Below are 23,697 nucleotides of genomic sequence, written 5' to 3' on the forward strand. Positions count from 1 at the left end.
AACGATTCATGCCTGGCGCACAGCGAGCCCGGCTGCGGCTCGTCCCCAGAGGTAGCGATCAAAGGTCAACAGCACCAATGGCAGGCACAACGCATCGAATATCAGGCCGAGGAAGATCGCGATGGCAGCCAGCAGGCCGAAATCGGCGTTCATGGAGAACGGCGAAAGCGTCATGACCAGGAAGCCCGAGGCCAGAATCACGGCATTGGCGAACACCGACGGCAGTACGTGCTGATAGGTCGAGCGCAGCGCCTCGCGCGGCGGCTGGCCATGTTCCAGGCGCTGGGCCTTGTAGTGGCTCATCAGGTGGATGGTGGCCTCGACAATCAGCCCGTAGGCCACGACACAGACGTTGATCGCGGCGGTATTGACCTCGCCCCGCATCAGCCCCCAGAGACCGAACATGACGAAAAACGGAAACACGTTGGGCAGCAGGCTGATCAACCCCAGCGGCACATTGCGCAGGAACAGGGCCACCATCAAGGTGATGCTCACCAGTTCGAACAGCAGGCCATCGACCATGTACTCGATACTGATGTGGGTGAGGTTGGCAAAGACCACCGCCTCGCCCGTGCCCACGCCCGGTACCAGGGCGGTACGGTCGGCATGGGTGTTCCACCAGGCGTCGGCACGGGCCTTGATATCGCGGATCTGCTGGGTATCCAGGCGCGTCAATGTAATGACCACCCGCGTGGCCGACTTGTCGATGTTGATCTGGTTGCTCAGGTCCAGGCCAAACGGCAGTGACATCTCGTAGACCAGCAGCATCTGCGCTGCGAGCGCCGGGTCCTGCGGCAGTCGGTACGCCTCGGCGCGCCCACCGTCCATGGTCTGGTTGAGCTTCTTGATGGCATCGCTGAGGGTGGTGACCGAGTCGACCTCTTTCTGCGTGCGCAACCACTGGGCAAAACGATCAAGCTCGGCCAGGAAACGGGGGTCGGAAATGTCCCCGCGACTGGACGTGGCGACATACTCCAGGCGATAGATACCCGAGAGGTTGTCCATGGCGAATTCGGTCGCAGTGCGCACCGGGATGCTGGTATCGAAGTTCTCGACGATCCGGTCGTTGATCAGGTTCTTGCTGGCCGGACCAAGCGCCAGCAGGAACACGGCCACGAAGCCGAGCAACCACAGCTTGGGCCGACGCAGCAAAGGCTCCATGTACAAGTAGTAGCGACGGCTGGCGGCCCCCTCGAGCGGCTTGAGGCGCAACAACGGAATCAGGACCGCCGAGACCGCAACCGAGACGACCAGGGCCATCACCGCACCGATCGCGGCCAGCACCCCGAACTCCTTGTAGGGCGGTGAGGCGGCAAACACCAACGAGTAGAACCCGACGGCGTTGGTCGCGGTACCGATGGCAATCGGCTTGACCGTCTCACGAATGGCCGCGCAGGCCAGGTCCACACGGCGGTTTCCGTACTGGCCACTCTTCTGTCGAGCGGCCGAAATCATATGCATGATCTCCGCCACCGACGTGGCCAGCACGATGGTTGGCAGCAGCCCGGTCAGCGCCGTGGCCTCGAATCCAAGCCAGCCGCTGGCGCCCAGGGTCGCGGCAGTGGCCATGGTGATCGCCACCAACACCACCAGCAAGGCACCCAGACTGCGCAACATCAGTACACTGGCCAGCAGGATGATTGCGTACATCAGCGGCGTGAGGACGGCCATGTCCTGCTGCGAAGCTTCGGGGTACGCCGCTTCGACGGCTGCCAGTCCGGTCAGGTGGATCTGCAGATGGGGATTGGCCTGACGGAAGGCATCGACCATCGTACGCGCCCGGGTGGTCGCGTCGATGGCCGCATCGAGGGTCTGGGGCGGGAACTGCAGCGTGACCAGCACACCAGCGGTCTGGCCATCAGCCGAGACCAGGCGCTTGACCAACTCAATGTCGTTGCGCCCAAGGCGCTCCATCAAGGCGATGTGCGAGTCCGTCAGATCCGCCGGCTCACGTACCAGTTCATCGACATGGACCGTATCGCCCTCGGCAAAGACATGCTGGAAGTTGGTCACCGAATCGACACGATAGGCGTGCGGGATCATCCAGGCCTGTTCAGTCAGCGCATGCAACTGCTCCAGGTCTCGGCGGTTGAACAGGCTGCCCTCGGGGTTCTTGATCACGAACAGGAGCGTGTCGGACTTGCCGAATTGACGATGCAAGGCATCCAGTTGTTCGACGGTTTTCTCGCCCTCCGGAAAGAACGATCGATAGTCGGCAGCGAACCGTATTTGCGTCATCCCCCACGACATCGCCAGCACCAGCACGGTGACCGCCAGGAACAACACATGGCGGTAGCGTTTGAGCAGGAGCTCGAATTTTTCTCCGGACATCATCAGGCACCTTTCCTTTCGCCAACGGGGGCCGGGGAACAGCAACGCTCGATGATGGCGAGTACCTGCAGGACGCCCTCATCGACCGTACACCGCTCACTCTGCACAACACACTCGCAGTCACGTGGCGGTTCGTAGGCGCTGTCTATTCCGGTAAAACCGGGCAAGTCACCGCGACGGGCGCGCTGATACAGCCCCTTGGGGTCACGTGACTCGCAGACTTGCAGTGGCGTGGCCACATGCACCTCAATGAAACGCCCCGCTGCAAATAGCGCCCGGGCAGCCTGGCGATCCTCGGCAAAAGGCGAGATCGCGCTTACCAGGACAATGAAACCGCTGTCATGGAACAGCCTGGCCACCTCGCCCAGGCGCCTGACATTCTCCTTGCGATCCCCGGCACTGAAGCCCAGATCACGATTGAGACCGACGCGCAGGTCGTCACCATCGAGCACTCGGGCACGTGCCCCTGACTGCAACAGGCGCTGCTCGATACCCCGCGCCAATGTGGTCTTGCCCGAACCGGACAAACCCGTGAACCACACGCACAGGGGCAGGTGGCTGCCCGCCAGTGCCGCCTCCGGCCAAGGGTGCAGGTTGCCGCTCGCTTTCACGTTGCTCATTGAGATTTCCTGTACGTTCATTCGTAGGCCGAGCGGATGACCCGGCAGGGATTGCCCGCAGCGACGACGCCCGGTGCGATCGAACGGGTGACGACGCTGCCGGCGCCGATCACGCTGCCCTCGCCCACCTCGACACCGCCCAGCAGGATCGCGCCGGCGCCGATCCAGACATCGTTGCCCACCCTGATCGGGTCGGCTCGCAGCACACATTTGCGTTCTCCCTCGACCTCCACGGTGCGTTGTGCCGGGTGCACGGGGTGACGGGTGGTGATCATCTGCACATTGGGCGAGACGTAGACCCGGTCACCGATCTCGATCCGGTTGCCATCGAGCAGCGTGCAATTGACGTTGATGTACACGTCGTCGCCGATCTCGATGTGCGCGCCGTAATCACACTGCAACCCCGGCTCGATCCAGCTGCCCTGGCCGAAGCGGCCCAGCAGTTGCGCGAGCAGCGCCTGCCGCTCGTCGTACGCCGAGGGGCTGGCCTGGTTGAAACGCTGAATCAGCCCCTGGGCCCGCAGATGCAGGCGGGTCAGATCAAGGCTGGGCGAGTGGAACCACTGGCCCGCCAACATGCGCTGGCGTGTGCTGGCGAACGCCTGGGCGCTCACCTCGGTTTCCTGGACATCCATGCTGGAGCTCCTGCGCACTGGGCTGCTTCAAGGGGTAAAGGGTTTTTCGAAGACCGAGATATGCTTGAAGGCCCCGGCCACGAACGGGCTCCTGTCCCAGCCGGCCCACCGATGGACCCGCCGCAGTCCCGCCAGACGCGCCATCAGATCGAGCTCGGCGGGCCAGGCGTAGCGCAACTCCACCGGAATGACCTGCGTCCCCTGGCCATCCAGGCGGATGAAACGACAGCTGATGCGCTGAGCAATCGGCTCCAGGCGAGAGGCCTCCAGCAGCACCTCATTGCGCTCCAGGCCACCGACATACACCGGCTGGTCCTTGCCATAACGGCTCAGGTCGGGGTTGAAGGCCTCGATCACCAGCCGCCCACCAGGCTTGAGCAGACCGCTGGCTGCCTGGAAGCAGTTGACCTGGTCATCCTGCGACAACAGCAGGAAAAGCGAGCTGAACGTACAGAACGCCATCTGGAAGGGGCCGCCGCCAACACCTTCGAGGGTTGAAAAATCGGCCAGGGTCGTCGGTACCGCGTTACCACCGGGTTTCAGGCGCAGCTTGTCGAGCATCGCTGGCGAGGCGTCGACCCCGTGCACGTCTACACCACGCTCGCGCATCGGCAAGGCAAAGCGCCCGGTGCCGATGCCCAGTTCCAGGACAGGTCCCTGCCCTGTGCACAGCTCGACCAGCGTATCGATGGCATTGTCCGCCGCTTCGCCATACAACTCGTCGTAGACCGGAGCCAGGGTTTCCCCGTAGAAGCTTGGATCGTTCATTGATTTATTCATGTCTTGGGTTTTCCTGGGCAAAAGCCTCCCCGACGGGGGATTTTCATCCCCCGCTGGGTTCAACGTTCAGTGGTTGTCGAACTCGGTTCGACGCTAGGAAAGCGCCTGCTTCACGTAGTCACCGAGGTGCTTGTCCTGCACGTCGGCCACGCTGCGCAGTTTGATGTGGCGACGAAACTTGCCACCGCCTTCGAGCACCCCGTGCGGGTCCTGGAAGGTGTAGCCCTGGCCAAACTCCACAGACACGTGTTCCTGGTAGGCATAGACGCCGCAGAACGGCGCCGCATGGGAAAAGATGATGCCGCCATACTTGACCATTTCGGACACGGTCCCGGCCACCTCCTCCACCACCGTACGCACCCGCTGGACGATCTCCAACATGGACTCGTGAGTCGTGGCCAGGTCATGCAGCAGCGCCGCAACGGCTTCATCGCTCTGACGCGTCATGATCGGTTTCCTTGCATGTCTGACTCCTCCTTGGACGTAGCGCTCACTGACCCACGGGCGAGCACAGTTCGATCAGGGTGCCGCTCGGGCAGCGTACGTACGACACCACCTGCCCCCAGGGTTTGCGGGTGACCGCCGCATGCTCGCTGGCACCGGCCGCCAGGGCCTTGTGGTGGGCAGCCTGGACATCGTCGGTCACCAGCGCGATCTCGATACCCAGCGGTTTATGCTTCGGTTCACAGAAGTGGTAGCCGCCCTCGCAGTTGGAGTCGGCCAGTTCCCGGCTGGCAAAGGCCAGGGTCGTCGCCCCGGTCTCCAGCTCGCCATAGTCACCGGAGTCATCGAGAAAGCGCGTGGCCAGGCCGAAGGCATCGCCGAAAAACGCCAGGGTCGCAGCGACATCAGGGACATAAACGATCGTGTATCCAAATTTCACAGTGTCACTCCTTGATTGGTGTATCTCATGTGGCCCGTCTCATCGTCACCCGGATGGTGCTCGAGCCAGCGTGGATTGTCCCGGCATAAGCCGTAGCCCGCCAGCGCTGTGTCAACAAATGTACGAATCCTCATCGCTCGGGACGACCAGCCGGCCACGGCCAGCGAATAGCCATCGAGGCAATCGCTCGCGGCCAAATGCCAGCAAGCCTGCTCGGAACGCTTGCGCGTGCCGTGCCCTCGAGCGATCCGCACCTGCCGCCAGTGCTGGCAGATGCCCAGGCCGGTGGCCTTGGCCCAGGCTTCCCTGAGGGTCCACAACCGGTAGAAATACGCCAGGCGCCGAGACGGTGCGGTCCGACTCAACGCCCGCTGCTCGCCAACGCTGAAGAATCGCCGACACAGTGCCTGGACATCGCGTGGCTGATGCACCTCCACATCCACCCCGACCGGGCTCGCCGACACGGCAAGCACCAACCAGCCCTGGCTATGCGAGAGGTTGAAGTGCAGCGACGGCTCCTGGGGCCCCAACAGCCTGGGCTTGCCATGCGGTCCCTGCCCCAGGGTGATGCGCGCCGGCTCACATTCCAGGTAGCGGGCCAGCACCTCTCTGAGCCAGCCATGACCGGTCAGGAACTGCTCGCGCCAACCCAGGTCGACGCAGGTCTGGTAGCGGGCCTGCTCCTGAGGACCGAGCCACTGCAGATAACGCGCACGCGCAGGACGATGCATCCCTTCGGACAAGGACAGGCGCCATAGGTCGACGCATCCTGGGCCTGGCAGCGTCATCGCCACAGGTACCAGCGGGCAGGCAATCATACCGTCAGCTCCTCCCTCGACGACGGTGCGATGACCTCGAGCGCCTGGCGCAACGTGGTGATGACAACGTGCATGGCAGCGCCACCGAGCATCCCATAGTGGTCGGCGTCGATCGTCGTGCAGCCGGCCTGCGGGTTCAACTGCGCCAGTGGCTGCAGGCCGCTGGAGCGGTTCTGCGCGCTGGCCCGCAGGTGCCAGGTGTAGCAGTCGACGGGTACATAGCGGTAGGCCAGCAGGGCCGCGTAGTGCCGGCAGAACAAGGTGAAACGCTCCTCCAGCACGCGCCCCACCAGCGTATCGTCCTCCTCTGGCGCCAGCAGCCATTGCCGGGTCTGTTGCAGGTCCTGCTGGAACAGCTGTTGCAACAGGTCCGGGGGGAATGCCGCAACGTCGCCGCCGCGGGCGCCCGCATCGATCGTCACGACAGCCAGTCGCTGGGAAACCTCGGGCATGCCGATCATCTGGCGCGCCATTTCCGCGGCCACCACTCCCCCAAACGACCAGCCGGCCAGCACCACCGGCCGGCAGTCAACGATCAGTGGGCACAGTTGTCGAACATACTCACGGGCCTGTTCCTCGATCGAAGCGAAGTGCTGCTCAGCATCGGCGCAGACACCGGCAATATCGAAGACGCCACGCAAACTCTCGACCAGCGGCAGGTAGCAGGACAGCGCACCACCGACCGGGTGTACCAGCACCAGCAGAGCACGCTGGTTGTCGTGACTGAAGCGCACCAGGTTGCGCGAACGTCCAACCACTGCCTGCAGGTGGCCCAGCAGGGCCGAAACGCTGGGATGGGCATAGAGATCAGCCAGGCTCAGTTGCATGCCCAGTTGCGTATTGAGCGCCTGCAGGATGCGCACCGCGTGCAAGGAAGTGGCCCCGAGTTCGAACCAGCTACTCTGGGCGTCGCGAACCGCGGGCAACACCTGGCGTACGCATTGCAGCGCCAGTTCCTGCTGGGGACAGAAGCTTGGGTCTGTCTCTACCGCGTCTGCCGCCTGCGCAGCCAATCCGGCCAGGCTCTTGCGATCAAGCTTGCCATTGGCCGTCAGCGGCAACTGGGCCAATTGCACCATGCGCGATGGCAGCATGTAGTCATTGAGGTACTGCCCAGCGAAATGCCGCAGGGCCTGCGTGTCCACCGCCGATCCGTGCTCCGAAACAACGAACAACGTGAGCCCACCGTTGGGGTCGAGGCATGCCACAGCCTGGCGTACCCCGTCGGCTCGGCAGAATACCGCCTCGATCTCCGCCAGTTCGATGCGAAAACCATTGCGCTTGACCTGCAGGTCCTCGCGTCCCAGCAATTCCATTTCTCCATCCATGCGCAGGCGCCCCAGATCCCCGGTGCGATAAAGGCGTTGTCCCAGGCCCGAGTGCTGTGTGAACACTTGATCGGTACGTGGCTGGTCCTGCACGTAGCCAGTGGCCAGGCCCTGCCCGGCGATGAACAGCATGCCCTTGACGGCAGGCGGGCAGCAGCGTCCCAATGCATCGAGAATGTAGAAACGCTGGTTGGCCAAGGGCCGGCCATAGGGAATACTCGGCCACGCCGGGTCCACGGCATGAACCTCGAAGCTGTTCGACCAGATCGCCGCTTCAGTGGCACCGCCCAAGGCGATGAAGCGCGATTGTGGCGCACACTGGCGCAATCGCCCGGGCAAGCCGAGGCCGATCCAGTCGCCGCTGGCCATCCACAAGCGTACGCTGGGCGCCGGCGCCCCCAGCGCCATGGCCTGGGCGTAGTCGAGCAGCATCTCCATGATCGCCGGTACCGAATTCCACACGGTCACCCGGTGCTCGCGCGCCAGGGCGACCCAGCCCTGGGGATCGGCCTCGCGGCCCTCCTGCGCGAGCACCAGCGCACAGCCGCTGAGGGCCGGCATGAAGAGATCGAAGACCGACAGGTCGAAACTGAACTCGCTGACGCCGAACAGCCGGTCGCCGCGGCCGATATCCCAGCGCGCCTGGCAATCCTGGAGGGTATTGACGGCCGCATGATGGGTGATGCTCACGCCCTTGGGCGTCCCGGTGGTCCCGGAAGTGAACATGATGTAGGCCACGCTGCTGTTCACCGCCGGATACGTCGGCGCAATGAAGTCTCCCTGTGCCTCGTCGCCGCGCAGCCAGGAGCGGTAGTTCAGGGACCAGTTGACCGGCGAGGCCAGGATCGCGGCAATATCGTCATCGTCATCACCCAGGACGGTGGTGGCCGCCGCCTGGCTGATCATCGCCCGTACCCGTTGCACCGGCGAACGCTTGCTGACCGGCACGTAAGTGGCTCCAGCCATGAGCGTGGCGTAAATGGCCACGACATTCGCCACGTCGTGACTGCCGCGGATCACCACATGATCGCTAGGGCCCACGCCGTTCTCGTTCAGGTGACAGGCCAGCAGGCTGGCCTGACGCAACAACTGTGCGAAGCCCAGGCTGCCCTGCGCATCTATCACCGCCGGTGCATCGGGACATTCCCGGGCCTGGTGCAGCAGCCCTTCCCAGAGGGTCATGGGGGCAAATACGCGCTCGGTCCGATTGAACGCCAGGAGCCGCTCCTGCAACACGGCAGGCAGGCGCATCTCGACGTCCCCCCAGGCCGCGCTGTCGGTCGCCAGGTACAGCAGGTGATCACAATAGGCCTGGAACGCCTCGGCGATCACGCCCTGCTCGAAGACGCCCTCGCGCTCGTCCCAGGTCAGCCAGAGGACCGAGTCCTGCTCGAATGCCTGCGCATCGATCCAGATCTGCGGGGTCATCATGGCGTGATCGACCTGCTCGAACGCCGGTGGTGCCAGTTGCATGTCCAGCAGCGAAGAGAACACGTAGGGCATTGGAGGCTCGGCGCTGCTGCTGCGGGTGTCATGCCGGCGGATCCACTCGCGTACCGCGCTGGTGCCGTCGTAGGCGCCGTGCTGCATGGCCGCATGCAGGTCTTGCTGCAACAACCGCACCCGTTCGCCAAATGGCAACTGCGTGGCGGGCAGATCGATGAGCACCGTGTCGGAATGATTGCCAAGGCACCTTTGCACCGCCTGCCCGAGCGCCGCCCGATTGCTGTACATCACACTGCTGGTCACCGACGCCACGCCGGACCAGCGAGCCAAGGTCTGCAGGTAAGCCGTGAGCAGCACCGCGTTGAGTGAAACATGATGCGCCCGGGCCTGGGCCCGCAGCGCCTGCACCTGGGCGGCCTGCAAGGGCATCCGGTGCTCGATGAAGCGCCCTGGCCTGACGGTCGGCGAACGCCGGCAAGATCTGGGCAGGTCAGGCCCGGCGGCCAGCGTGGCAATCCGCTCGCGCCAGTAATGCCGGGCCTTGAAACGGGCCAGGCGCTGCACACGGACCCGCTCCGCCACCACCTCGGACCGATAGCCGGCTGACACGTGGGGCCTGTATTCAGGGTCTCGGAGCAGCGCTGCCAGATCGTTGATGAAGATCTGCACGCTCGGCGCATCGAACAGTGCCAGCCGGTAGACCACATGCAGGCACCGCTGCCCCTGCCCCTCGACCAGGACCAGGCGAACCAGGGCGCGCCCGGCCGACAGCGCCGCCACCGGCAGCCCCTCCCCCAGCGCCGCGCAGCTGCGTGGGGGATGCCCGGCATGGGCCTGCACACGCTCCACGACGCCTGGCCCGACCTGCATGAGCTTGAAACGTGGCACCTCGGCATCCAGCGTGTAACCCAGGATCGGGTGCAGCAACACGAGCCGTCGCAGGGCCTCTTGCAGGGTCTCCTGCCTCGGGATATCACCGGCATACACCAGGTGCAGATAAGCCGCTCCCCCCTCGGAAAACGCCGAGTGCTCACCCAGCCAATAGGCCTGGCGTAGGCCGGACAGTTCGCTGGCCAACGGGTCGGGCTGGGCAAGATGGTCGAGCAAGCGCGTTTTTTCGCGCCGGGCGGCCTCACGAATGTGCTCGGGCAGCTCGGGTTGCTCACTGTAGTACCTGAGCGCACCGGCCTCTTCATACAGGTGCACGCCACAGGCCTCGCAGTGTTCGATCAGGCTGACGATCGACTGGCTCACAGCTCCCCCTCCGTCATGCCCCTGAACTGCCGGCTGTCGTCCAGCAAGGCGCCGGCGAAGCTGTGCAGGTCGGCACTGCTGGTCACTCGTGTCAGCTCGATGCCGCTCTCGCCAGCCAACTGGGGATAGCGCTGTTCCAGCAGCGCGCACAGTTGCAGCGCCTTGAGCGAGTTACCGCCCAGTTCGAAGAAGTTGTGCTGCGCCGACAGCGTCTCGCTTGGCACTGCCAGGAGTTCGGCACACAGGCGCAAGACGTCAGCCAGCAGTTGTACGTGCTCGGGAAGCGTCCCTTGTCGTTCATCCATGGTATTTCTCGATCAGCAGTGCGGCCGCCGTCGCATAGGCATCGGTGCCCATGCCGGCAATGAACCCGTGGCACAGCGGGGCCGTGACCGAAGCGTGACGAAACGCTTCGCGGCCGAACAGATTGGAGATATGCACCTCCATCCAGCGCCCGGGATAGTCCTCCAGTGCATCGCGTAACGCCCAGCCGGCCATCATCAGCGCACCGGGGTTGATCACCATGGCCTCGGCCGTGTGATTGGCCTCGATAAAGTCGATCAACTCGCCTTCGTGGTTGCTTTGCAGCGCACGAACCGTCCAGCCATGCGCCGCCGCGACCGTCGTCACCTCGTCGGTGATGTCCGCCAGCGTGCGATGCCCATAGACCTGCGGCTTGCGCAGGCCGAGGCGCCCCAGGTTCGGACCGTTAAGCAGTAGCAACGTCGGCATGCCGGCCTACCTCCAGCAGGTTCAGCAATTGTCCCGGCTCCACCAGATGGTGGTCGCAGGGGTGGGCGCGGACCTCCTCGACCGGGTTGTCCCAGAGCGCGAGCGCCGTCTGCATGCCGGCGCTGCGGCCGCACTGCAGGTCCGCCACGGCATCGCCGACGAAGAGGGTCGTTGCCGGGCGCAACGCCAGCGCCTGGACGATCTTCAACGCCATGTCGGCCGCCGGCTTGGGTCGAGCGACATCATCGCTGCCGACAACGGCGCCGAAGTACTTGAGCAACCCCAGGCTGCCGAGAATCGCCTCAGTCCGCGCATGGTCCTTGCCGGTGGCGATGGCCATCGGCACCTGACGTTCATGCAGGGTGGCGAGCAGTGCCCTGACCCCGTCGAACACCTGGATGCGGTGCATGCGCGCATTACTCTCGCGCATGAACACCGGGTGCATGGCCAGCGGCAGTCCCATCTGCCGCATGATTTCCGGGAAGCTGCGCCCCAGGTACCGACAGTACTCACTGAACGGCGGTGGTACGGCGTCCGCTCCCAGTACCTCGGCATGAGCGGCATGGTAGGCCTCGGCGATCACCTGCTTGCTGTCAATGAGGGTGCCATCGAGATCGAAGATCACGGCCTGAACAGGTAGGTTAGCCATGGGCACGCACCTCCATTGCCTGGTGGTTCAAGCCGGCGTCCACCGTTGCAGCCATGGCACCGACATCCAGTGAAGTCGGTGCCAGGAACCGCGCAACCGCACCGAAACTGCCCAGGGGATCATGCAGCACCTGGTCGTAATCCACTTCGAGCAGGCGCATGTTCGGACGCGAGCGGACCCAGCGCAGTACATTCGGTACATGTTCGGCATACAGGCGGAACAGGGCCTGGCCCTCCTCCTCGTTCCACTCCTGGCCGCTGTGGTGCCGGGCCATATCGCCCTGTGAGCGAATCACTGCCTCCAGTTGCCGGTGCATGAATACCACCCGGTAACCATGGGTGGCCGGCAGGTGCGGGAGGAAACGCGACACCAACTTGACGGCCCGGCCCCTGGCCTGGGCCATCCAGGCCTGATAGCCATCCCGGTTCTTGACCGCTTCCCATTCGAAGTAGCCGTGGGGATTGCGATCGTCCTGTCGACGAACGTTGTCGGTCAGCACCGGCATGCCCGCACACAACAGGGCACGCATCATCATCGAGGTGCCAGAACGCGGTAAGCCGGAGATCACCGTCACGTATCCACCGTCACCGCTCACACAGTCCGGTACGTCCATACAACCAAATCGTTTGAGCATGCCTACTCCTTGCCAGCTCATCAGTTGGGTGGCGCGCCGATCAGCCGCGCGCCACCAGCCCCAGGCGATTGCCGAACGGGTCCTGGATGGTCGCCTTGTAGCTACCCCAGCCGGTGCGTACAGGCGGTTCGATCACCTCGACCCGTGTGGCCAGGCGATTGAAGATCTGGTCCAGGTCAGTGACCTGCAGGTCGATCATCGTTTTCGTCGAGGGCCTGGCCATGGCCGGGTCCTCGATCAGCCCAAGGCCCGCACCGCGTTGTTCATCGACATCCAGGCTGATCCAGACCGTTGCCGCATACCGACGACTGACACGCAGGCCCAGCACGTCGACGTAGAAGGCTTCGGCGGCGACCAGGTCCGGCACCGCCAGCGTGCAGAAGCACAACGTGGTGTCATTGGGCACTGACCACCTCCCGTGTCTGGGCCTGCAGGTCATGACCGATATGAAACTCGAACTGCACCGGACGCCGGATCAGCGCGCAGACCTGCGACTGGGCGATGCTCTGTGCCAGAGCCTGCTCCAGTTCCTCGACACGCGGCGTCGCCCAACTGCCCAGTGACAGCTTCAGTTCAATGTCCTGCAAATGAACCGGCGTCGGAGCGACGTCACACATGCCACGAATGTCCACCATGGCCCGGGCATCGAGCGTGGCCGTCTCGGGCAGTGGGAAACGCGTGGCCAACTGCTGCAGCACGTCCGCGGCGATCGCCATCAGCAGGTATTCCTGGGGGTTGGGGCCGCAATCGATACCGGCCAGTTGCTTGGGCTGGTCGATGAGGAAACTGCGGCGGTCACCGGCATCCTGTCGCTGGAAGTCGGCGCGCAATTGAGTGCCGTACAGCCACTGGCAATCGAGCGCGAGCTTCTGTGGCTGATCCAGGGACGCCCCGGCCTCAGCCTGGGCAGGGAACTGCAGGTCCAGCAACGGTTCGCCCGCCGCGCTCACGGTGACCGAAAGCGGCAAGGGCTGGACGAAACTCTGGTGGTTCGGGCTGTGCGACTTGACCGCTTCGATCACGTCCACCACCTCGCTGATTTTCTTGTCGATCATCGAGCGGATCTGGTACCGGACCTGCGGGGCCAGCGTGTCGCCTTCGGTCATGGACGCCCGGGTGGTCATCGACAGGTGACCCACCGTGGTGCGCCGGGCCGAGAACCCGGAGACTGCGGAAACCAGGAAACAGCCGGACAAGGCGATCAGTGCCAGCTCTCGCGGGGTCGCTGCCTCCAGCATGCCATGGGCCGCCAGTGACGACCCTGGGCGCACGGGGACTTCGAAACAGCGCGGCGCCCTGAGCGTCCCGATGGTTGCAGAGTGCACGCCGGCCAGCATGTCGCCGGTGGGCGAGCAACGGGCATAGGCGCCATAGCGAAACAGCGCCTGCTGCGGCTCCCGCTGGACCTCGTGGACGATCTCGCTGAAGCCCGAAATGTTCATGCCGTTTCTCATACGCCGGGCTCCTGCCAGTAGACTTTTTGCAGCGCTTGCTCGAGGTCCGCGCACAGATCCTGCGCATCCTCGATTCCAACCGACAGGCGTATCAACCCCGGCCTGATGCCAATGCGCTCCTGCTGCTCGCGGGTCAGGCCGCTGTGCGAAGTGTTAAACGGCAGGCTGATCAACGACTCGATGCCACCCAGGCTGGTGGCGCTGGTGATCAGTTTCAGGTGTTCGAGCAATTGCAGGGCCGCGGCATCGCCACCCTCGACCTCGAAACCGAGCATGCCGCTCACCGCTTCACCGGCGTAGTCGAACAGGTGCCGATGGGCATAGTCCTGCGCGTAGATCGAATACACAGCCTTGACCCGCGGGTGCGACTCCAGGAAGCGGGTGACCTGCCTGGCGCCCTCGGCATGCGCCTGCATGCGCAACGCCAGGGTCTTCATGCCCCGCTCGAACAGGAAGCACACGAACGGGTCGAGGTTGCCGCCAAAGCGCAGCATCTGCGCCCAGATGCGATCGACCAGCTTGCGACTGCCGGCCACCGCCCCGCAGGTGGTATCACTGTGCCCGTTGAGATACTTGGTGGCCGAATGGATCACCACATCGGCGCCCCACTCCAGTGGCCGGCAACTGATGGGCGTGAGGAAGGTGTTGTCCACGACCAGCAGGATATTGTGCTCCTGGCACAAGGCCGCAATCGCTCTCAGGTCAATGGCCTTCATCAGCGGGTTGGACATCAGCTCGAAGAACACCAGTTGGGTCTGGGGGCCGATCGCCTGGCGAATCTGCTCCAGGTCCAGCGGGTCGACGTAACTGACCGAACGACCGGCCTGGCTGATGTCGGCATGCAGCAAGTTGTAGCTGCCGCCATAGAGGTCATGGGAGGAAATGATGTGGCCGTTGCGGTTGGTCAGGGCGAACAGCGTGCAGGCGATGGCGGCCATACCCGATGACAGCACCAGCGCACTCTCGGCACGCTCCAGCGTGGCCACCTTCAACTGCACCGACCACTGCCCGGGGTTGCCGTAACGGCTGTAGGTCGGGATGTCCCGGACATAACCCTCCAGGAACGACTCGTAGGTCGTCTGGCTGAAGCGAAAGGTGGAACTGGAGAAAATCGGCGTCCCGACGGCCCCGGTAACCGGGTCCTCATAGGTTCCGGCGTGCACGCATAACGTGCTCTGGCCTTCGTCGAGCGTCATGCGCCGATTGTTTTCCATTGCCGGCCCGGCCAGCCGCTGGCGGCTCAGTTGGTTGAGCCAGGGCAACTGATCATTGGTGCCTGGACGATTGGCGAACGTCTCTTGCATCTGTCTGGAGTCTCTCACGCGGCGGCCTCCATAGATCGAGATCCGACATCGCGCCGGGCAGGCCCGGCGTCAGTCCAAATGGGCGACATCAGGCAGTCCTCGCCGGCTGCTTGCTGGCAACAAAGGTTTCCAGACGTTCGAGCGAATCGACCAGGTCGATGGAAAGTTCCTCGTCCTCGATGTTGAAACCGAACTCGGTCTCCACCTGGATCAGCAACTGCAGGGCATCGATCGAGTTCAACCCCAGGCTGCTGATGAGATTGCCCCCCGTCAGCTCCTCGCGGCTCAGTTCCCGGCCCACAGTCGTCGAGAACACCTTGATCAAACGGTCGGTATCGCTCATTTTCACAGCTCCTTGGTGAATGAAATCGTGCATTGGAAAATCGTTGACTCGCGCCGCGACAGTTCGCGACCGATAAAACCCAGGCGGCCCAGGGCGGACATCAGGTCGACCAGGCGCAGGTAGGCGGTCCCTCCATGGGTCAGCCAGTCCAGGCCGACGCCCGCCGCCTCGCCGTCCTGCAGGAAAATCTCATCAACGATGAGCGTTCCGCCGGGCGCCAGGCGCGCCAGAAGCCCGGCCAGATCCTGGGCAACCGGGGCCTGGTGCAGCGTGTTGTCCAGGACGATGACGTCGAAAAGATCGGCCTTGCCGCTCGCCAGGCACGGGTCGATCGCCACGGGGATATCGAGGTCCGGTGGGTTGAGCCCGCCCAGCAGGACGACACGGCTGGCGGCACGGTCCAGACCTGCGCGCTCGAGCAGAACCCGGGTGTAGGTCGCACCCGTGGCACTGACGTCCAGCACCCGCAAGGCACCGGCTCGAACGCGCTGCACACTGCGCCAGGCCAGTTGAGCCAGTAGGCGCTTTTGCGGGCCGGCCACCGCTCGCTGATACGCCTCGCGCAACGCGGCTGGCTGCTCGCCGGCTCGCTCGAACGATCGTTGCCAGGCCCCACGGGCAAGCACCTCGGTCAGGCTACCGGGTTGGTTGTAACCCTGGGCGCTCAGTACCTCGAGGTCCAGCATTGGTGCCAGCGCCTCCAGTCGCGGGGACTCATCGAGCGGCTCACGACTCTCCGAGACCAGTCCGCAGGCGGCGGCGATGTCGAAGGCGCTCGCCAGCATCGAGGCATTGAGCCCCGTGCGCTGGGCAACCTGGTCGATGTTCAGCCCCTGGGCGCTCAACTGGAGTGCACCGCTCTGCCACAGCCCCAGCAGCAGTTGCGAACGCTTGTAGGCCTGTGCGACCGAGGCCAGCGCCTCATTCGAAGCCGGCCGGTAGTGCCGGCTCAGCAAAGGCTTGCCAGTGCTTGCGCGTGGTATCGACACCACGCGCTCGAAGCGATCGGGCACCTTGCCCGCACCCAGGCGCTGCTGGCAGTGAGCACGCAACTGTGCCTCGTCCCAGGCCCGCTCCGCCGACCAGACCACGAACGCGAAAATATGATCATTGCCCACCTGCCGCGACCTGACCGCACGTACCGTGCAGTCGATCACCGCAACGTGGCTCGCGATCACGGAGGCGATCTCGAATGGCGAGATCCAGCGCTCGCCACGGCGAATGGCGCTGCTTTGCCGCCCGACCACGCCGTAGCCGCCAGCGGTCCGCTCGACGATATCGCCAGTGTCATGGACCTTGCCGTTCTCCAGCAGGGTCCGCAACACGAATGGCTCACCCGCCGGCGGTTCATCAAGAACCCGGATCCCGGGCAGCGGGAAGCCGATCGACAAGGCCGGCAGCGGCGCCACACCGCCGAACAAGGCACCACTCTCGGTGCTGCCGTAGTTGCGCGAAAGCCCCACGCCAAAGGCCTGTTCGAATTGGCTGTCCAATACCTGGTCCACCGGACCGGCCCCGGACATGGCCACCTTGAGCCGGGCACATCGCCCACCCGTACCCGCCCGCTGCGCCAGCAACCCGGCAAGCATCGGCGTAAGCACGCAGTGCGTGGCCCGCTCACGCAACGCCTGCTGCGCCAAGCCCAGTTCCATGGGCTTGCAGATCTCGACTCCGGCTCCGGCCAGGATCGCCCCCCATAGCCACCCCAACGCGTAGGCATGGTAGATCGGCGCGACAAACAGCACCCGGTCATCCGGTCCCAGTTGCAACAGGTTGCAGTAGCGCAACCCCTCGTCCCGCCAACTGGACAGCTCGCGAATCACCAGTGACGGTTCACCCGTCGTACCCGAAGTCATCAGGCACAACCCCAGCGGCTGATCGGCCGCCTGCCCGTCGGGTACATCGGGCATGTCGCTCACCAGCAGGTTGCCATCGCCCAGTTGGAGCACCTGCCGTGTGCTGCCACGTACGGCGTAACGCTGCAACTCGTCCGACGGGGTATCGCCCGCCACGAGCAGCGGTGAAAGGCCCCTCTTGAGCACCAGCAGCATCAGCGCGGCATGCTCGACCGTGCTGTCCAGCAGCAGCAGGACACGGCGTGGGCCCCGTTGCGCCAGCTCATCCAGTTGTCGTTCCCAGGCGCTTCGGCGATCGGCAGCGACCGCAGCCACGATCGGCCCCTCGAGCACCGCCTCGAACCACGACTCAAGCACCACGGCGGTAGTCCTCCCTGGCACGTTCGAGCAGGGTCCTGATGACCTGCGGGGCATAGGACGGCGCGCGGCAGAGTTCATCGAGGCTGATGGCATCCTCGAAATACAGGCTCAGGGTGTCCCACGGTGTGAAACAGCCCTTGCAGGCATCCAGACGAGGACGCTCGGCCAGCAGCAGTTGGTAGAACGGCGACCGATTGACCGGTGCCAACGCCTTTTGCCAATCGCCGCTGACCAGGTTGCCCATGTTGTGGAACCAGATATTGGGACACGGCGTGGCGACACCGTCACTGAACGTCGACAGTACCAGACGTGGCAAGTGGCAACGCCAACTGCGCCGACCGTCCCGGTAGAAGCTGCTCAGGCGCTCCAGGTACGCCTTGGGCGGAAGGATTTCGGGATACCGATCCCTCAGTTCGAGCAATTGATCAATATGGACATGCTGCTCGGGTCGGACCTTGAAAGCCTCGCTGTCTGGTCCCCGTACCGGAAAAGGGAACAATTGCGGCGGGTTGTCCGGGAACCGCGCACACCATTCGACGAATTCACGCAGGTAGGGGGCGCTACGGTCGTTGAGCACGCCATAGATTTCCAATGGCAGGCCAGCGCGCAATACCATCTCTATGCGATCCATGATCATCTGATGGATACGTGGCGACTGGACGCGGTAGCTGTTGCCGTCGGCATTGCTGCTGTCCAGGGAGATCTGTACCACCACGTTGCCCAACTCGGCCAGGCGCCGGACCTTGACTTCAGTCAATGGCAGGCCATTGGTCTGGACCACCAGCACTTCATGCAACGGAGACATACGTTCGATGAACGTCATGATGTCCTTGATGATGAAGATCTCGCCCCCGGTGAGCTTGAGCAAGGGGGGACGGAAGCTCTGATTGACGCGCTCGACCACCGCGTGCAGCCGCTGGCCCAGGTCGCTCTCTTCACCGTAGACATCGTGCACCGGCGGCTGGAAGATCAACTTGCCTTCGTGGGAGGACTTCATGTTGCTCTGCCCGGTCAGGCAATAGGCACACCCCAGGTTGCAGGAGTCTTCATTGATGACCAGGTCATTACCCAGCAACTGGCGATGACCGAGAAAGTTGACCGGCTCTGCGTGGCTCATGGTTCAGGCCCCCTTGCTGAACTGGATGTCACGCAGGCTCAACCCGGCGCGGTGAAGTTGCATGCTGATACCCAGTTGCACCTGGCGCAGCTCGCTGAGCTTTTGCCGATAGAACTGCTCCAGCTCGGGGCGCTTGGCGTTCGCATAGCTGTCATCGAGCGCCTCGCGCTCAGCCAGGTCGGTCATCTCGGACACCAGTGCGTAGTTGAACGCACTCATCGCCGCACGCAACTCGGTGGCCTTTGCCTCACCGGCCTCGAGAATCTCAAGGCCCCTTGGAGAGTCGAGCACCGATCGGCGCAGACGGGACATGAACGTGTGCATGACGATGTCGTAGGTTTCGAACTCGAACACTGCCGGCTCTTTCTCGATGATCCCCTCTTCGGCGTACTTCTCGCCGTACAGTAGCGCACTCACGTTCGACAGCTTGAGCACGCGTGGGTCCTCGAAGTCGTAACTCAAGGCATTGAGTGAGACATCGAAATCGTCGTGCAACTTGCCCTCGGCTCGCAGGGTCTCGACCGCCTCCGCCCCCGGGTAGAGTTCCAGGCGCACCGTGTAGCGGCGCAGGTTGTGACCCATGTACTGGCGCAGGAAATCGTTGTTGTCGCGGATCTCCTGGAAGGTCGACCAGGGGTGGTAGGCAATGAAACCAAACGCCACGTAGATACCGGCCCCACGCACCAGCTCGATGGCGCGCTTGTTATCCTCGACCGTAGACTTTTTCTTCCAGCGATCCAGACCGATCTGCGAGCCGGACTCGATCCCGATCAGCACCTTTTCCAGGCCCGATCGATACAACAGGTCGAGGAGCGGTTTATCCTCCTCGTGCCAGTTCTTGGCCTGCATGCAGCAGTTGTAATAGATCTTCATGCCTCGATCGAGGATACCCTGGGCAATGTCGGCGATCCGTTGCTTGGCGAACGGTGCGCCACCCGGATCCTCGAAAGTCGAGTCGACAAAGTCGAAGGTATTGAAGTTGTACCGGTGGTACAGCCGCTCGATCTCGTCGACGATGTTGTCCGGCGTTCGCGCGCGCCAGAGCTTGCCCGGGTTGACCTTGTTGCCCGCATGCGGAGCGTTGCAGAACGTGCAGCGCGCCGTGCAGCCACGGGTAGTCGCCAGCCGCAGGTAGGGCAGCTTCCCGCTGTTGATCTCGAACTGGTCGCGGGCAGGCTCTGGCAGCATGTCAAGCTCCGGGACCGGCTTGCCGATGGGGTTATCGATGACCACACCGCTGCTTTCGCGCCAGCTCAGGCTGGGCACTGTGGTGTAGTCCTTGTGATCCCAGAACGCTTCGACGTAGCGCACCAGAGGTACATCGCCCTCGCCCCGTACCAACGCATCGAGAAACGCCCAGTTGGGGTTGTCCAACAACTTCGAACCCAGGAACGTCGCCAGCGGCCCCCCGGCCAGGAACGCCACCTGCTCGGGCAAGGCCGCCCGCAATGCCGAACCGAAGGCCGTAGCGTGACTGACGGTCACGGTCGTGAGGGAAAAGCCGATCAGGTCGGGAGCGAACGCCACGACCTCTTCGATAGCCAGTTCATCGCCACCGACCACCGGCTTGACCTCCACCACCCGACACTCGGCTCCCAGGTTGCGCAGAATGGCCACCAGGTAGCTGACCCCCAGGTGCTCCGAACTCATCACCAGGTCACCATCGAGCAATACCGGAAAGCACACCCGCATTGGCCTCGGATGCCGGAAGTCGACCGCTGAATGCAACGGGTTGGCTGCGGGTTCCTCGACCACTTGCGCTAGGTTGGTCAGCGGGATCAACCCGGCTGCAGCATTAGTAAACTGTGCACTTTGCATTTAGAAATACCCGATCTGCTGCAGTTGGCCATCCATGAATTGCTGCTCCTGCTCGCTCATGCGTCGTCCGCTCGCGGCCCTACGCCCGTCTTCGCGGACAGGTTCCCGAACGGGGTCGATCAGCCAATGGCCGTCAAGACCTTCGGGTACCGCCAGCCCGAGGTGAGCCAGGATCGTGGGGAAGACATCCTCGATACGCGCCTGGAGGGCGCCATTGGGCGGGAATTTCGGCCCGCGCACGAAGAGCACACCGTCCGGCCGGTGCACACCACGTTGCGCGGGCACGTTCCAGATCGCCCCATTCAGCGAGGGGGTCGGCATCACGGTGAAATCCTTCGGTATGAGCAGGTAGTCCGGAGCTTGGTCCAGGCTATCGCCGGCATAGACTTCGTCACGCTTGACCAAGGTGAACCAGGGCTGCCCCTGCTCGTCCACCAGTTCAGCCAACGCGCCTCGCAAACGCTCCTCGGCCGCTGGCAACTGCGCTTGGTCCAGGTAACCCTGCGCTTCGCGCCCCTGCAGGTTGGCATTGAGCCCGAAGCAACCCGGGGTAGGCATGTAGAAGCTGGTCCGCGACCAGTCGACGGTCCGACGGTAGAGCCCGGGTGCATCGAACCAGGAACGCACGCCTGGATCATCCGAGCCAGTGGTACTCGCCGGTGCGACGGGCTCGTGCCGGCAGGCAAGCAGGTCATGCCCGAGCAGAAACTCATGCATGCTGAAGTCCGCATGGCACAGGCCAAACCCATGATCGGAAGCCACCATCACCAGGGTGTCGTCATCGGCAAGACTCATGACCTGCCCCAGTGCGCGATCGACTTCGATGTAACAGTCCTCGACTTCCTGCCCCGGACGCTCTTGATCGCCCCAGTAGTAGTGACTGACTCTGTCAACTTCCGTGAACACCACAAACAGTGCATCCACCGGACGAGTTCGCTGCAGAAAGTTGCAGGTTTCCGCACGACCACGAATAAACTTTGCAGCCTGCTCGCAATAATCTTCCTGCCCGCGATACATGGTTACGATATCGGAGTGATAGTGCATATCAGCCTGCATGAGCTCGTGCATCAACTCACTGGGGGCGGTATAGCGCAAGGTTTTTGCCAAGGGCCAACTGATCATGTAACCACCGGCAGGCTCTACCGGAGGATGTGTCATGGGGATGTTATAGACGCCGACTTTCAAGCCTTGGCGTTCCAATGCCAGCCAGCAAGGTTCACGACCGTAATCGGCAGCATTCATGGCCCTGAAGCGGTAGTCCGGCGACTGGGTCGCCCAAAACTGGTAGATGCCATGTTCACCGGGCGAAACACCCGTAAACATGGAGGCCCATCCCGGTGCCGTATGGGGAGGAAAAGTCGATTGCAGGACACCCTGGCCGCCTTGGGCAGCCAAAGCACTGAAGTTGGGAAGCAGGCCGCGCGTCATGAGGTCCTTCATAACCGTGTACGAGGCGCCGTCCACGCCAAAGAACAAAAGCTTCAACTTCTGACTATCCATAGTCCACCTTGAACTCTCGAAAACCAGGCCGACTTGAGCTTAGTTTTTCGACTTATAACCGGACCTTAATTATTTAATTAACTTCCACACTCAAGATCAACCAGACCACACCTGACTGATCATGCTGAAAGAAAATAACACCGAGGGTCAACGGGGACATTTTTTAAATCCAAGAACATGTAACAAAATCATTCGATATTTTAGAAATCAATACAGAGTTTGATTTTTCTGAAACAGTCCAGGCGATAGGCCAATTATTTAGCACTTGCGTAGTGGTGGACTTCAGGCAACCGCGCGAGGCCGGCCTCGACCTGGCCGATGATTGCCTCGTTTACCGGTTGGCGACCCTCGCGTGGTCTGCGTACCAATACACCCAATACGAAGTCAGCTACGGTCATCTCGCCCAAAGCCAGAACAATCGCAGTTACAGCGTGCAATTGGTACAACCACTGTTGCACTGGCAGAATTGGATCACCTACCAGCAGGGTCACTTACAACAGCTGCTGGCCGATGCGCAGTTGGAAAAGGAGCACCAGGCGTTGATTCTGCGCTTGGCGCAAGCCTACTTTGCGGTTCTGGCCGCAAAAAATGTCGTCGAGTCGGTTGAGCAACTGCGCATCGCCTCCAGCTTCCAACGTGACAGCGCACGCAAACGCTACGAACTGGGCGGTGCGACCATCATCGATGTGCAGGCAGCGCAAGCCAGCTCCGATATCGAGGGCAACACCGACTTCAACAGCAACACCCAGGACCGCATCAGCTCTACCAGCGTGCCGTTGATTGAACCCGCCCATGTCGTGAGCCTGCCCAAAGGCCAAGCCTTCGCCCTGATCGAAGGCGCCAACCTCTGGAAGATCCGTATGCCCCTTCCTGCCCACGATCCCGACGACTGCATGCCCAGGGACCTGCAGACCCTGGCCGCCAACATGCGCAAACGCTACGTCGATGGAGGCGGCGAATAGTGGGTCGGTAGTGGCAGCCGGGATTCTTCCCATTTCCACGGACACACCGATCAGCAGCTTTTGCCCACTCAGCGCCAAACCAGACAACTCCCTTTCCCTTGAGTGAAATTTCCTAGAAAATCCCGAGCGCTTGTTTTGCGCCTGATCACGAGGCTAGGCTCCGGCTTGTCACTGCCAATTCAGTGACCGGGTTTAGTAGCCCGCCATATGACTAGGCGCGAAGTGCCCCCTTCTGCCAGGCTCGTTTTTCAGCCTTCGCTTTATGGTGGCCGTGCGCAGGGCGCCTTCGTGCGCGCCGGGCCTAGTCACCGGTCTACTAACCTGCGTTCGGCCGCCACCCTATCGTTTAGTAGCGATGGATGCGGCTCTCTCAGTTGACTGACTGGAGTCACGCCACATGTTCAAACCTACCCCCAATCCGCCGGCGAGATCCAACGTCGGAGCCATCGATCCGCGCATCGCCGACCGGGCACTGTCCCACTATGACCTGGGGCCAGAGGCAACACCGAAAGCCGTACCGACGTTTGCTGTCTCTGCGGCAGCCACGCCACCTGGGCAGCCTCCGCTCTCGTTGAACCACGAGGCTACTCTTCTCGACCTGCATTCGATTCTGCAGTCAGCCGCAGCCACGGCCTACGAGAACGCCGACAACCAGACCGGCTCGAATCGCAAGGTGGCGATGGGTGTGGTGCACCTGATAGAGCTGGCGCAATTGAGGATGAATTCGATGCTGGAGAAGTCGATCGTCTGTGCCAATGGCTGACGTCATTCTGCCGTGGAGCGGGAAGCCCAGCTTCCCGTTTTTTGCCCAGCAGCAAGAGGCACTCGGTACGGATCAAGATCAGTACCAGCTCCTGGAGCAATGCATGCACG

General features: G+C 63.0%; 22 protein-coding genes. 2 read left to right on the forward strand and 20 right to left on the reverse strand.

Annotated elements, in window-relative coordinates:
• Positions 1 to 6: 6 nt before the first annotated feature.
• From PF66_RS08355 to PF66_RS08450, 20 genes are all read right to left on the reverse strand, one after another.
• Positions 7 to 2,331, reverse strand: coding sequence for an efflux RND transporter permease subunit (locus PF66_RS08355; protein ID WP_160320654.1), 2,325 nt, complete (start codon positions 2,329 to 2,331; stop codon positions 7 to 9).
• A gap of 2 nt (positions 2,332 to 2,333) precedes the next feature.
• The gene (gene cysC / locus PF66_RS08360; RefSeq protein WP_054059629.1) at positions 2,334 to 2,951 is read right to left on the reverse strand and encodes an adenylyl-sulfate kinase; all 618 of its coding nucleotides are present in this window, start codon (positions 2,949 to 2,951) and stop codon (positions 2,334 to 2,336) included.
• A gap of 17 nt (positions 2,952 to 2,968) precedes the next feature.
• Entirely contained in the window at positions 2,969 to 3,586 is a 618-nt protein-coding gene (locus PF66_RS08365; RefSeq protein WP_054062413.1) for a sugar O-acetyltransferase, read from the reverse strand.
• Positions 3,587 to 3,613: 27 nt separating this feature from the next.
• A complete protein-coding gene (locus PF66_RS08370; RefSeq protein ID WP_054062414.1) occupies positions 3,614 to 4,354 on the reverse strand; it encodes a class I SAM-dependent methyltransferase in 741 nt (246 codons plus the stop codon).
• 105 nt (positions 4,355 to 4,459) lie between these two features.
• A complete protein-coding gene (locus PF66_RS08375; RefSeq protein ID WP_054059626.1) occupies positions 4,460 to 4,813 on the reverse strand; it encodes a DUF1801 domain-containing protein in 354 nt (117 codons plus the stop codon).
• A 43-nt stretch (positions 4,814 to 4,856) separates the two neighbouring features.
• Positions 4,857 to 5,249: a VOC family protein gene (locus PF66_RS08380; protein WP_054062415.1), complete on the reverse strand. Its 393-nt coding sequence runs from the start codon at positions 5,247 to 5,249 to the stop codon at positions 4,857 to 4,859.
• A complete protein-coding gene (locus PF66_RS33010; RefSeq protein WP_160319871.1) occupies positions 5,246 to 5,980 on the reverse strand; it encodes a 4'-phosphopantetheinyl transferase family protein in 735 nt (244 codons plus the stop codon). Before PF66_RS33010 ends, PF66_RS08380 begins: the two co-directional genes overlap by 4 nt.
• A gap of 83 nt (positions 5,981 to 6,063) precedes the next feature.
• Positions 6,064 to 10,095, reverse strand: a complete 4,032-nt coding sequence (locus PF66_RS08390) for a non-ribosomal peptide synthetase (RefSeq protein WP_054062416.1) — start codon at positions 10,093 to 10,095, stop codon at positions 6,064 to 6,066.
• Positions 10,092 to 10,400, reverse strand: coding sequence for an acyl carrier protein (locus PF66_RS08395; protein WP_054057969.1), 309 nt, complete (start codon positions 10,398 to 10,400; stop codon positions 10,092 to 10,094). Before PF66_RS08395 ends, PF66_RS08390 begins: the two co-directional genes overlap by 4 nt.
• Entirely contained in the window at positions 10,393 to 10,827 is a 435-nt protein-coding gene (locus PF66_RS08400; protein WP_054057968.1) for a type II 3-dehydroquinate dehydratase, read from the reverse strand. The genes PF66_RS08395 and PF66_RS08400 overlap by 8 nt, the downstream gene beginning before the upstream one ends.
• Positions 10,805 to 11,476 carry an HAD-IA family hydrolase gene (locus tag PF66_RS08405; RefSeq protein ID WP_081005938.1) on the reverse strand — a complete coding sequence of 224 codons (672 nt, stop codon included), beginning with the start codon at positions 11,474 to 11,476 and terminating at the stop codon, positions 10,805 to 10,807. The genes PF66_RS08400 and PF66_RS08405 overlap by 23 nt, the downstream gene beginning before the upstream one ends.
• On the reverse strand, positions 11,469 to 12,110 hold the full coding sequence (locus tag PF66_RS08410) for a sulfotransferase domain-containing protein (RefSeq protein WP_160319832.1): 642 nt from the start codon (positions 12,108 to 12,110) through the stop codon (positions 11,469 to 11,471). The genes PF66_RS08405 and PF66_RS08410 overlap by 8 nt, the downstream gene beginning before the upstream one ends.
• Positions 12,111 to 12,150: 40 nt before the next feature.
• Positions 12,151 to 12,516 (reverse strand): VOC family protein, encoded by a 366-nt coding sequence (locus tag PF66_RS08415; RefSeq protein ID WP_054057965.1) that lies wholly within the window; start codon positions 12,514 to 12,516, stop codon positions 12,151 to 12,153.
• Positions 12,506 to 13,564 carry an OsmC family protein gene (locus PF66_RS08420; protein WP_054057964.1) on the reverse strand — a complete coding sequence of 353 codons (1,059 nt, stop codon included), beginning with the start codon at positions 13,562 to 13,564 and terminating at the stop codon, positions 12,506 to 12,508. The genes PF66_RS08415 and PF66_RS08420 overlap by 11 nt, the downstream gene beginning before the upstream one ends.
• Positions 13,561 to 14,886, reverse strand: a complete 1,326-nt coding sequence (locus tag PF66_RS08425) for a trans-sulfuration enzyme family protein (RefSeq protein WP_204375729.1) — start codon at positions 14,884 to 14,886, stop codon at positions 13,561 to 13,563. Before PF66_RS08425 ends, PF66_RS08420 begins: the two co-directional genes overlap by 4 nt.
• A 70-nt stretch (positions 14,887 to 14,956) precedes the next feature.
• Positions 14,957 to 15,211 (reverse strand): acyl carrier protein, encoded by a 255-nt coding sequence (locus tag PF66_RS08430; RefSeq protein WP_054057962.1) that lies wholly within the window; start codon positions 15,209 to 15,211, stop codon positions 14,957 to 14,959.
• Between the two features lie 2 nt (positions 15,212 to 15,213).
• On the reverse strand, positions 15,214 to 17,448 hold the full coding sequence (locus PF66_RS08435) for a class I adenylate-forming enzyme family protein (RefSeq protein WP_160320655.1): 2,235 nt from the start codon (positions 17,446 to 17,448) through the stop codon (positions 15,214 to 15,216).
• A complete protein-coding gene (locus tag PF66_RS08440) occupies positions 17,417 to 18,544 on the reverse strand; it encodes a radical SAM protein (protein WP_054062418.1) in 1,128 nt (375 codons plus the stop codon). The genes PF66_RS08435 and PF66_RS08440 overlap by 32 nt, the downstream gene beginning before the upstream one ends.
• Before the next feature lie 3 nt (positions 18,545 to 18,547).
• Positions 18,548 to 20,362: a B12-binding domain-containing radical SAM protein gene (locus PF66_RS08445; RefSeq protein ID WP_081005934.1), complete on the reverse strand. Its 1,815-nt coding sequence runs from the start codon at positions 20,360 to 20,362 to the stop codon at positions 18,548 to 18,550.
• Entirely contained in the window at positions 20,363 to 21,862 is a 1,500-nt protein-coding gene (locus tag PF66_RS08450; protein ID WP_054057958.1) for an alkaline phosphatase family protein, read from the reverse strand.
• Between the two features lie 275 nt (positions 21,863 to 22,137).
• On the opposite strand from PF66_RS08450, the gene PF66_RS33660 reads away from it, so the two are divergent.
• On the forward strand, positions 22,138 to 22,824 hold the full coding sequence (locus PF66_RS33660; RefSeq protein ID WP_152972984.1) for a TolC family protein: 687 nt from the start codon (positions 22,138 to 22,140) through the stop codon (positions 22,822 to 22,824).
• A 397-nt stretch (positions 22,825 to 23,221) separates the two neighbouring features.
• On the forward strand, positions 23,222 to 23,587 hold the full coding sequence (locus PF66_RS08460; RefSeq protein WP_054062421.1) for a DUF6124 family protein: 366 nt from the start codon (positions 23,222 to 23,224) through the stop codon (positions 23,585 to 23,587).
• Positions 23,588 to 23,697 lie beyond the last annotated feature (110 nt).

This window comes from Pseudomonas asplenii (assembly GCF_001293465.1).
Taxonomy (GTDB): Bacteria; Pseudomonadota; Gammaproteobacteria; order Pseudomonadales; family Pseudomonadaceae; genus Aquipseudomonas; species Aquipseudomonas fuscovaginae_B.

What these genes read in the sequence shown, in the direction of transcription:
- PF66_RS08370 (WP_054062414.1), bottom strand. Translation starts at nt 4,354, where the DNA reads ATGAACGATCCAAGCTTCTACGGGGAAACCCTGGCTCCGGTCTACGAC.
- PF66_RS08410 (WP_160319832.1), bottom strand. Translation starts at nt 12,110, where the DNA reads ATGCTCAAACGATTTGGTTGTATGGACGTACCGGACTGTGTGAGCGGT.
- PF66_RS08430 (WP_054057962.1), bottom strand. Translation starts at nt 15,211, where the DNA reads ATGAGCGATACCGACCGTTTGATCAAGGTGTTCTCGACGACTGTGGGC.
- PF66_RS08365 (WP_054062413.1), bottom strand. Translation starts at nt 3,586, where the DNA reads ATGGATGTCCAGGAAACCGAGGTGAGCGCCCAGGCGTTCGCCAGCACA.
- PF66_RS08450 (WP_054057958.1), bottom strand. Translation starts at nt 21,862, where the DNA reads ATGGATAGTCAGAAGTTGAAGCTTTTGTTCTTTGGCGTGGACGGCGCC.
- PF66_RS08395 (WP_054057969.1), bottom strand. Translation starts at nt 10,400, where the DNA reads ATGGATGAACGACAAGGGACGCTTCCCGAGCACGTACAACTGCTGGCT.
- PF66_RS08460 (WP_054062421.1), top strand. Translation starts at nt 23,222, where the DNA reads ATGTTCAAACCTACCCCCAATCCGCCGGCGAGATCCAACGTCGGAGCC.
- PF66_RS08405 (WP_081005938.1), bottom strand. Translation starts at nt 11,476, where the DNA reads ATGGCTAACCTACCTGTTCAGGCCGTGATCTTCGATCTCGATGGCACC.
- PF66_RS08400 (WP_054057968.1), bottom strand. Translation starts at nt 10,827, where the DNA reads ATGCCGACGTTGCTACTGCTTAACGGTCCGAACCTGGGGCGCCTCGGC.
- PF66_RS08440 (WP_054062418.1), bottom strand. Translation starts at nt 18,544, where the DNA reads ATGAGCCACGCAGAGCCGGTCAACTTTCTCGGTCATCGCCAGTTGCTG.
- cysC (WP_054059629.1), bottom strand. Translation starts at nt 2,951, where the DNA reads ATGAGCAACGTGAAAGCGAGCGGCAACCTGCACCCTTGGCCGGAGGCG.
- PF66_RS08375 (WP_054059626.1), bottom strand. Translation starts at nt 4,813, where the DNA reads ATGACGCGTCAGAGCGATGAAGCCGTTGCGGCGCTGCTGCATGACCTG.
- PF66_RS08420 (WP_054057964.1), bottom strand. Translation starts at nt 13,564, where the DNA reads ATGAGAAACGGCATGAACATTTCGGGCTTCAGCGAGATCGTCCACGAG.
- PF66_RS08355 (WP_160320654.1), bottom strand. Translation starts at nt 2,331, where the DNA reads ATGTCCGGAGAAAAATTCGAGCTCCTGCTCAAACGCTACCGCCATGTG.
- PF66_RS33010 (WP_160319871.1), bottom strand. Translation starts at nt 5,980, where the DNA reads ATGCATCGTCCTGCGCGTGCGCGTTATCTGCAGTGGCTCGGTCCTCAG.
- PF66_RS08445 (WP_081005934.1), bottom strand. Translation starts at nt 20,362, where the DNA reads ATGCAAAGTGCACAGTTTACTAATGCTGCAGCCGGGTTGATCCCGCTG.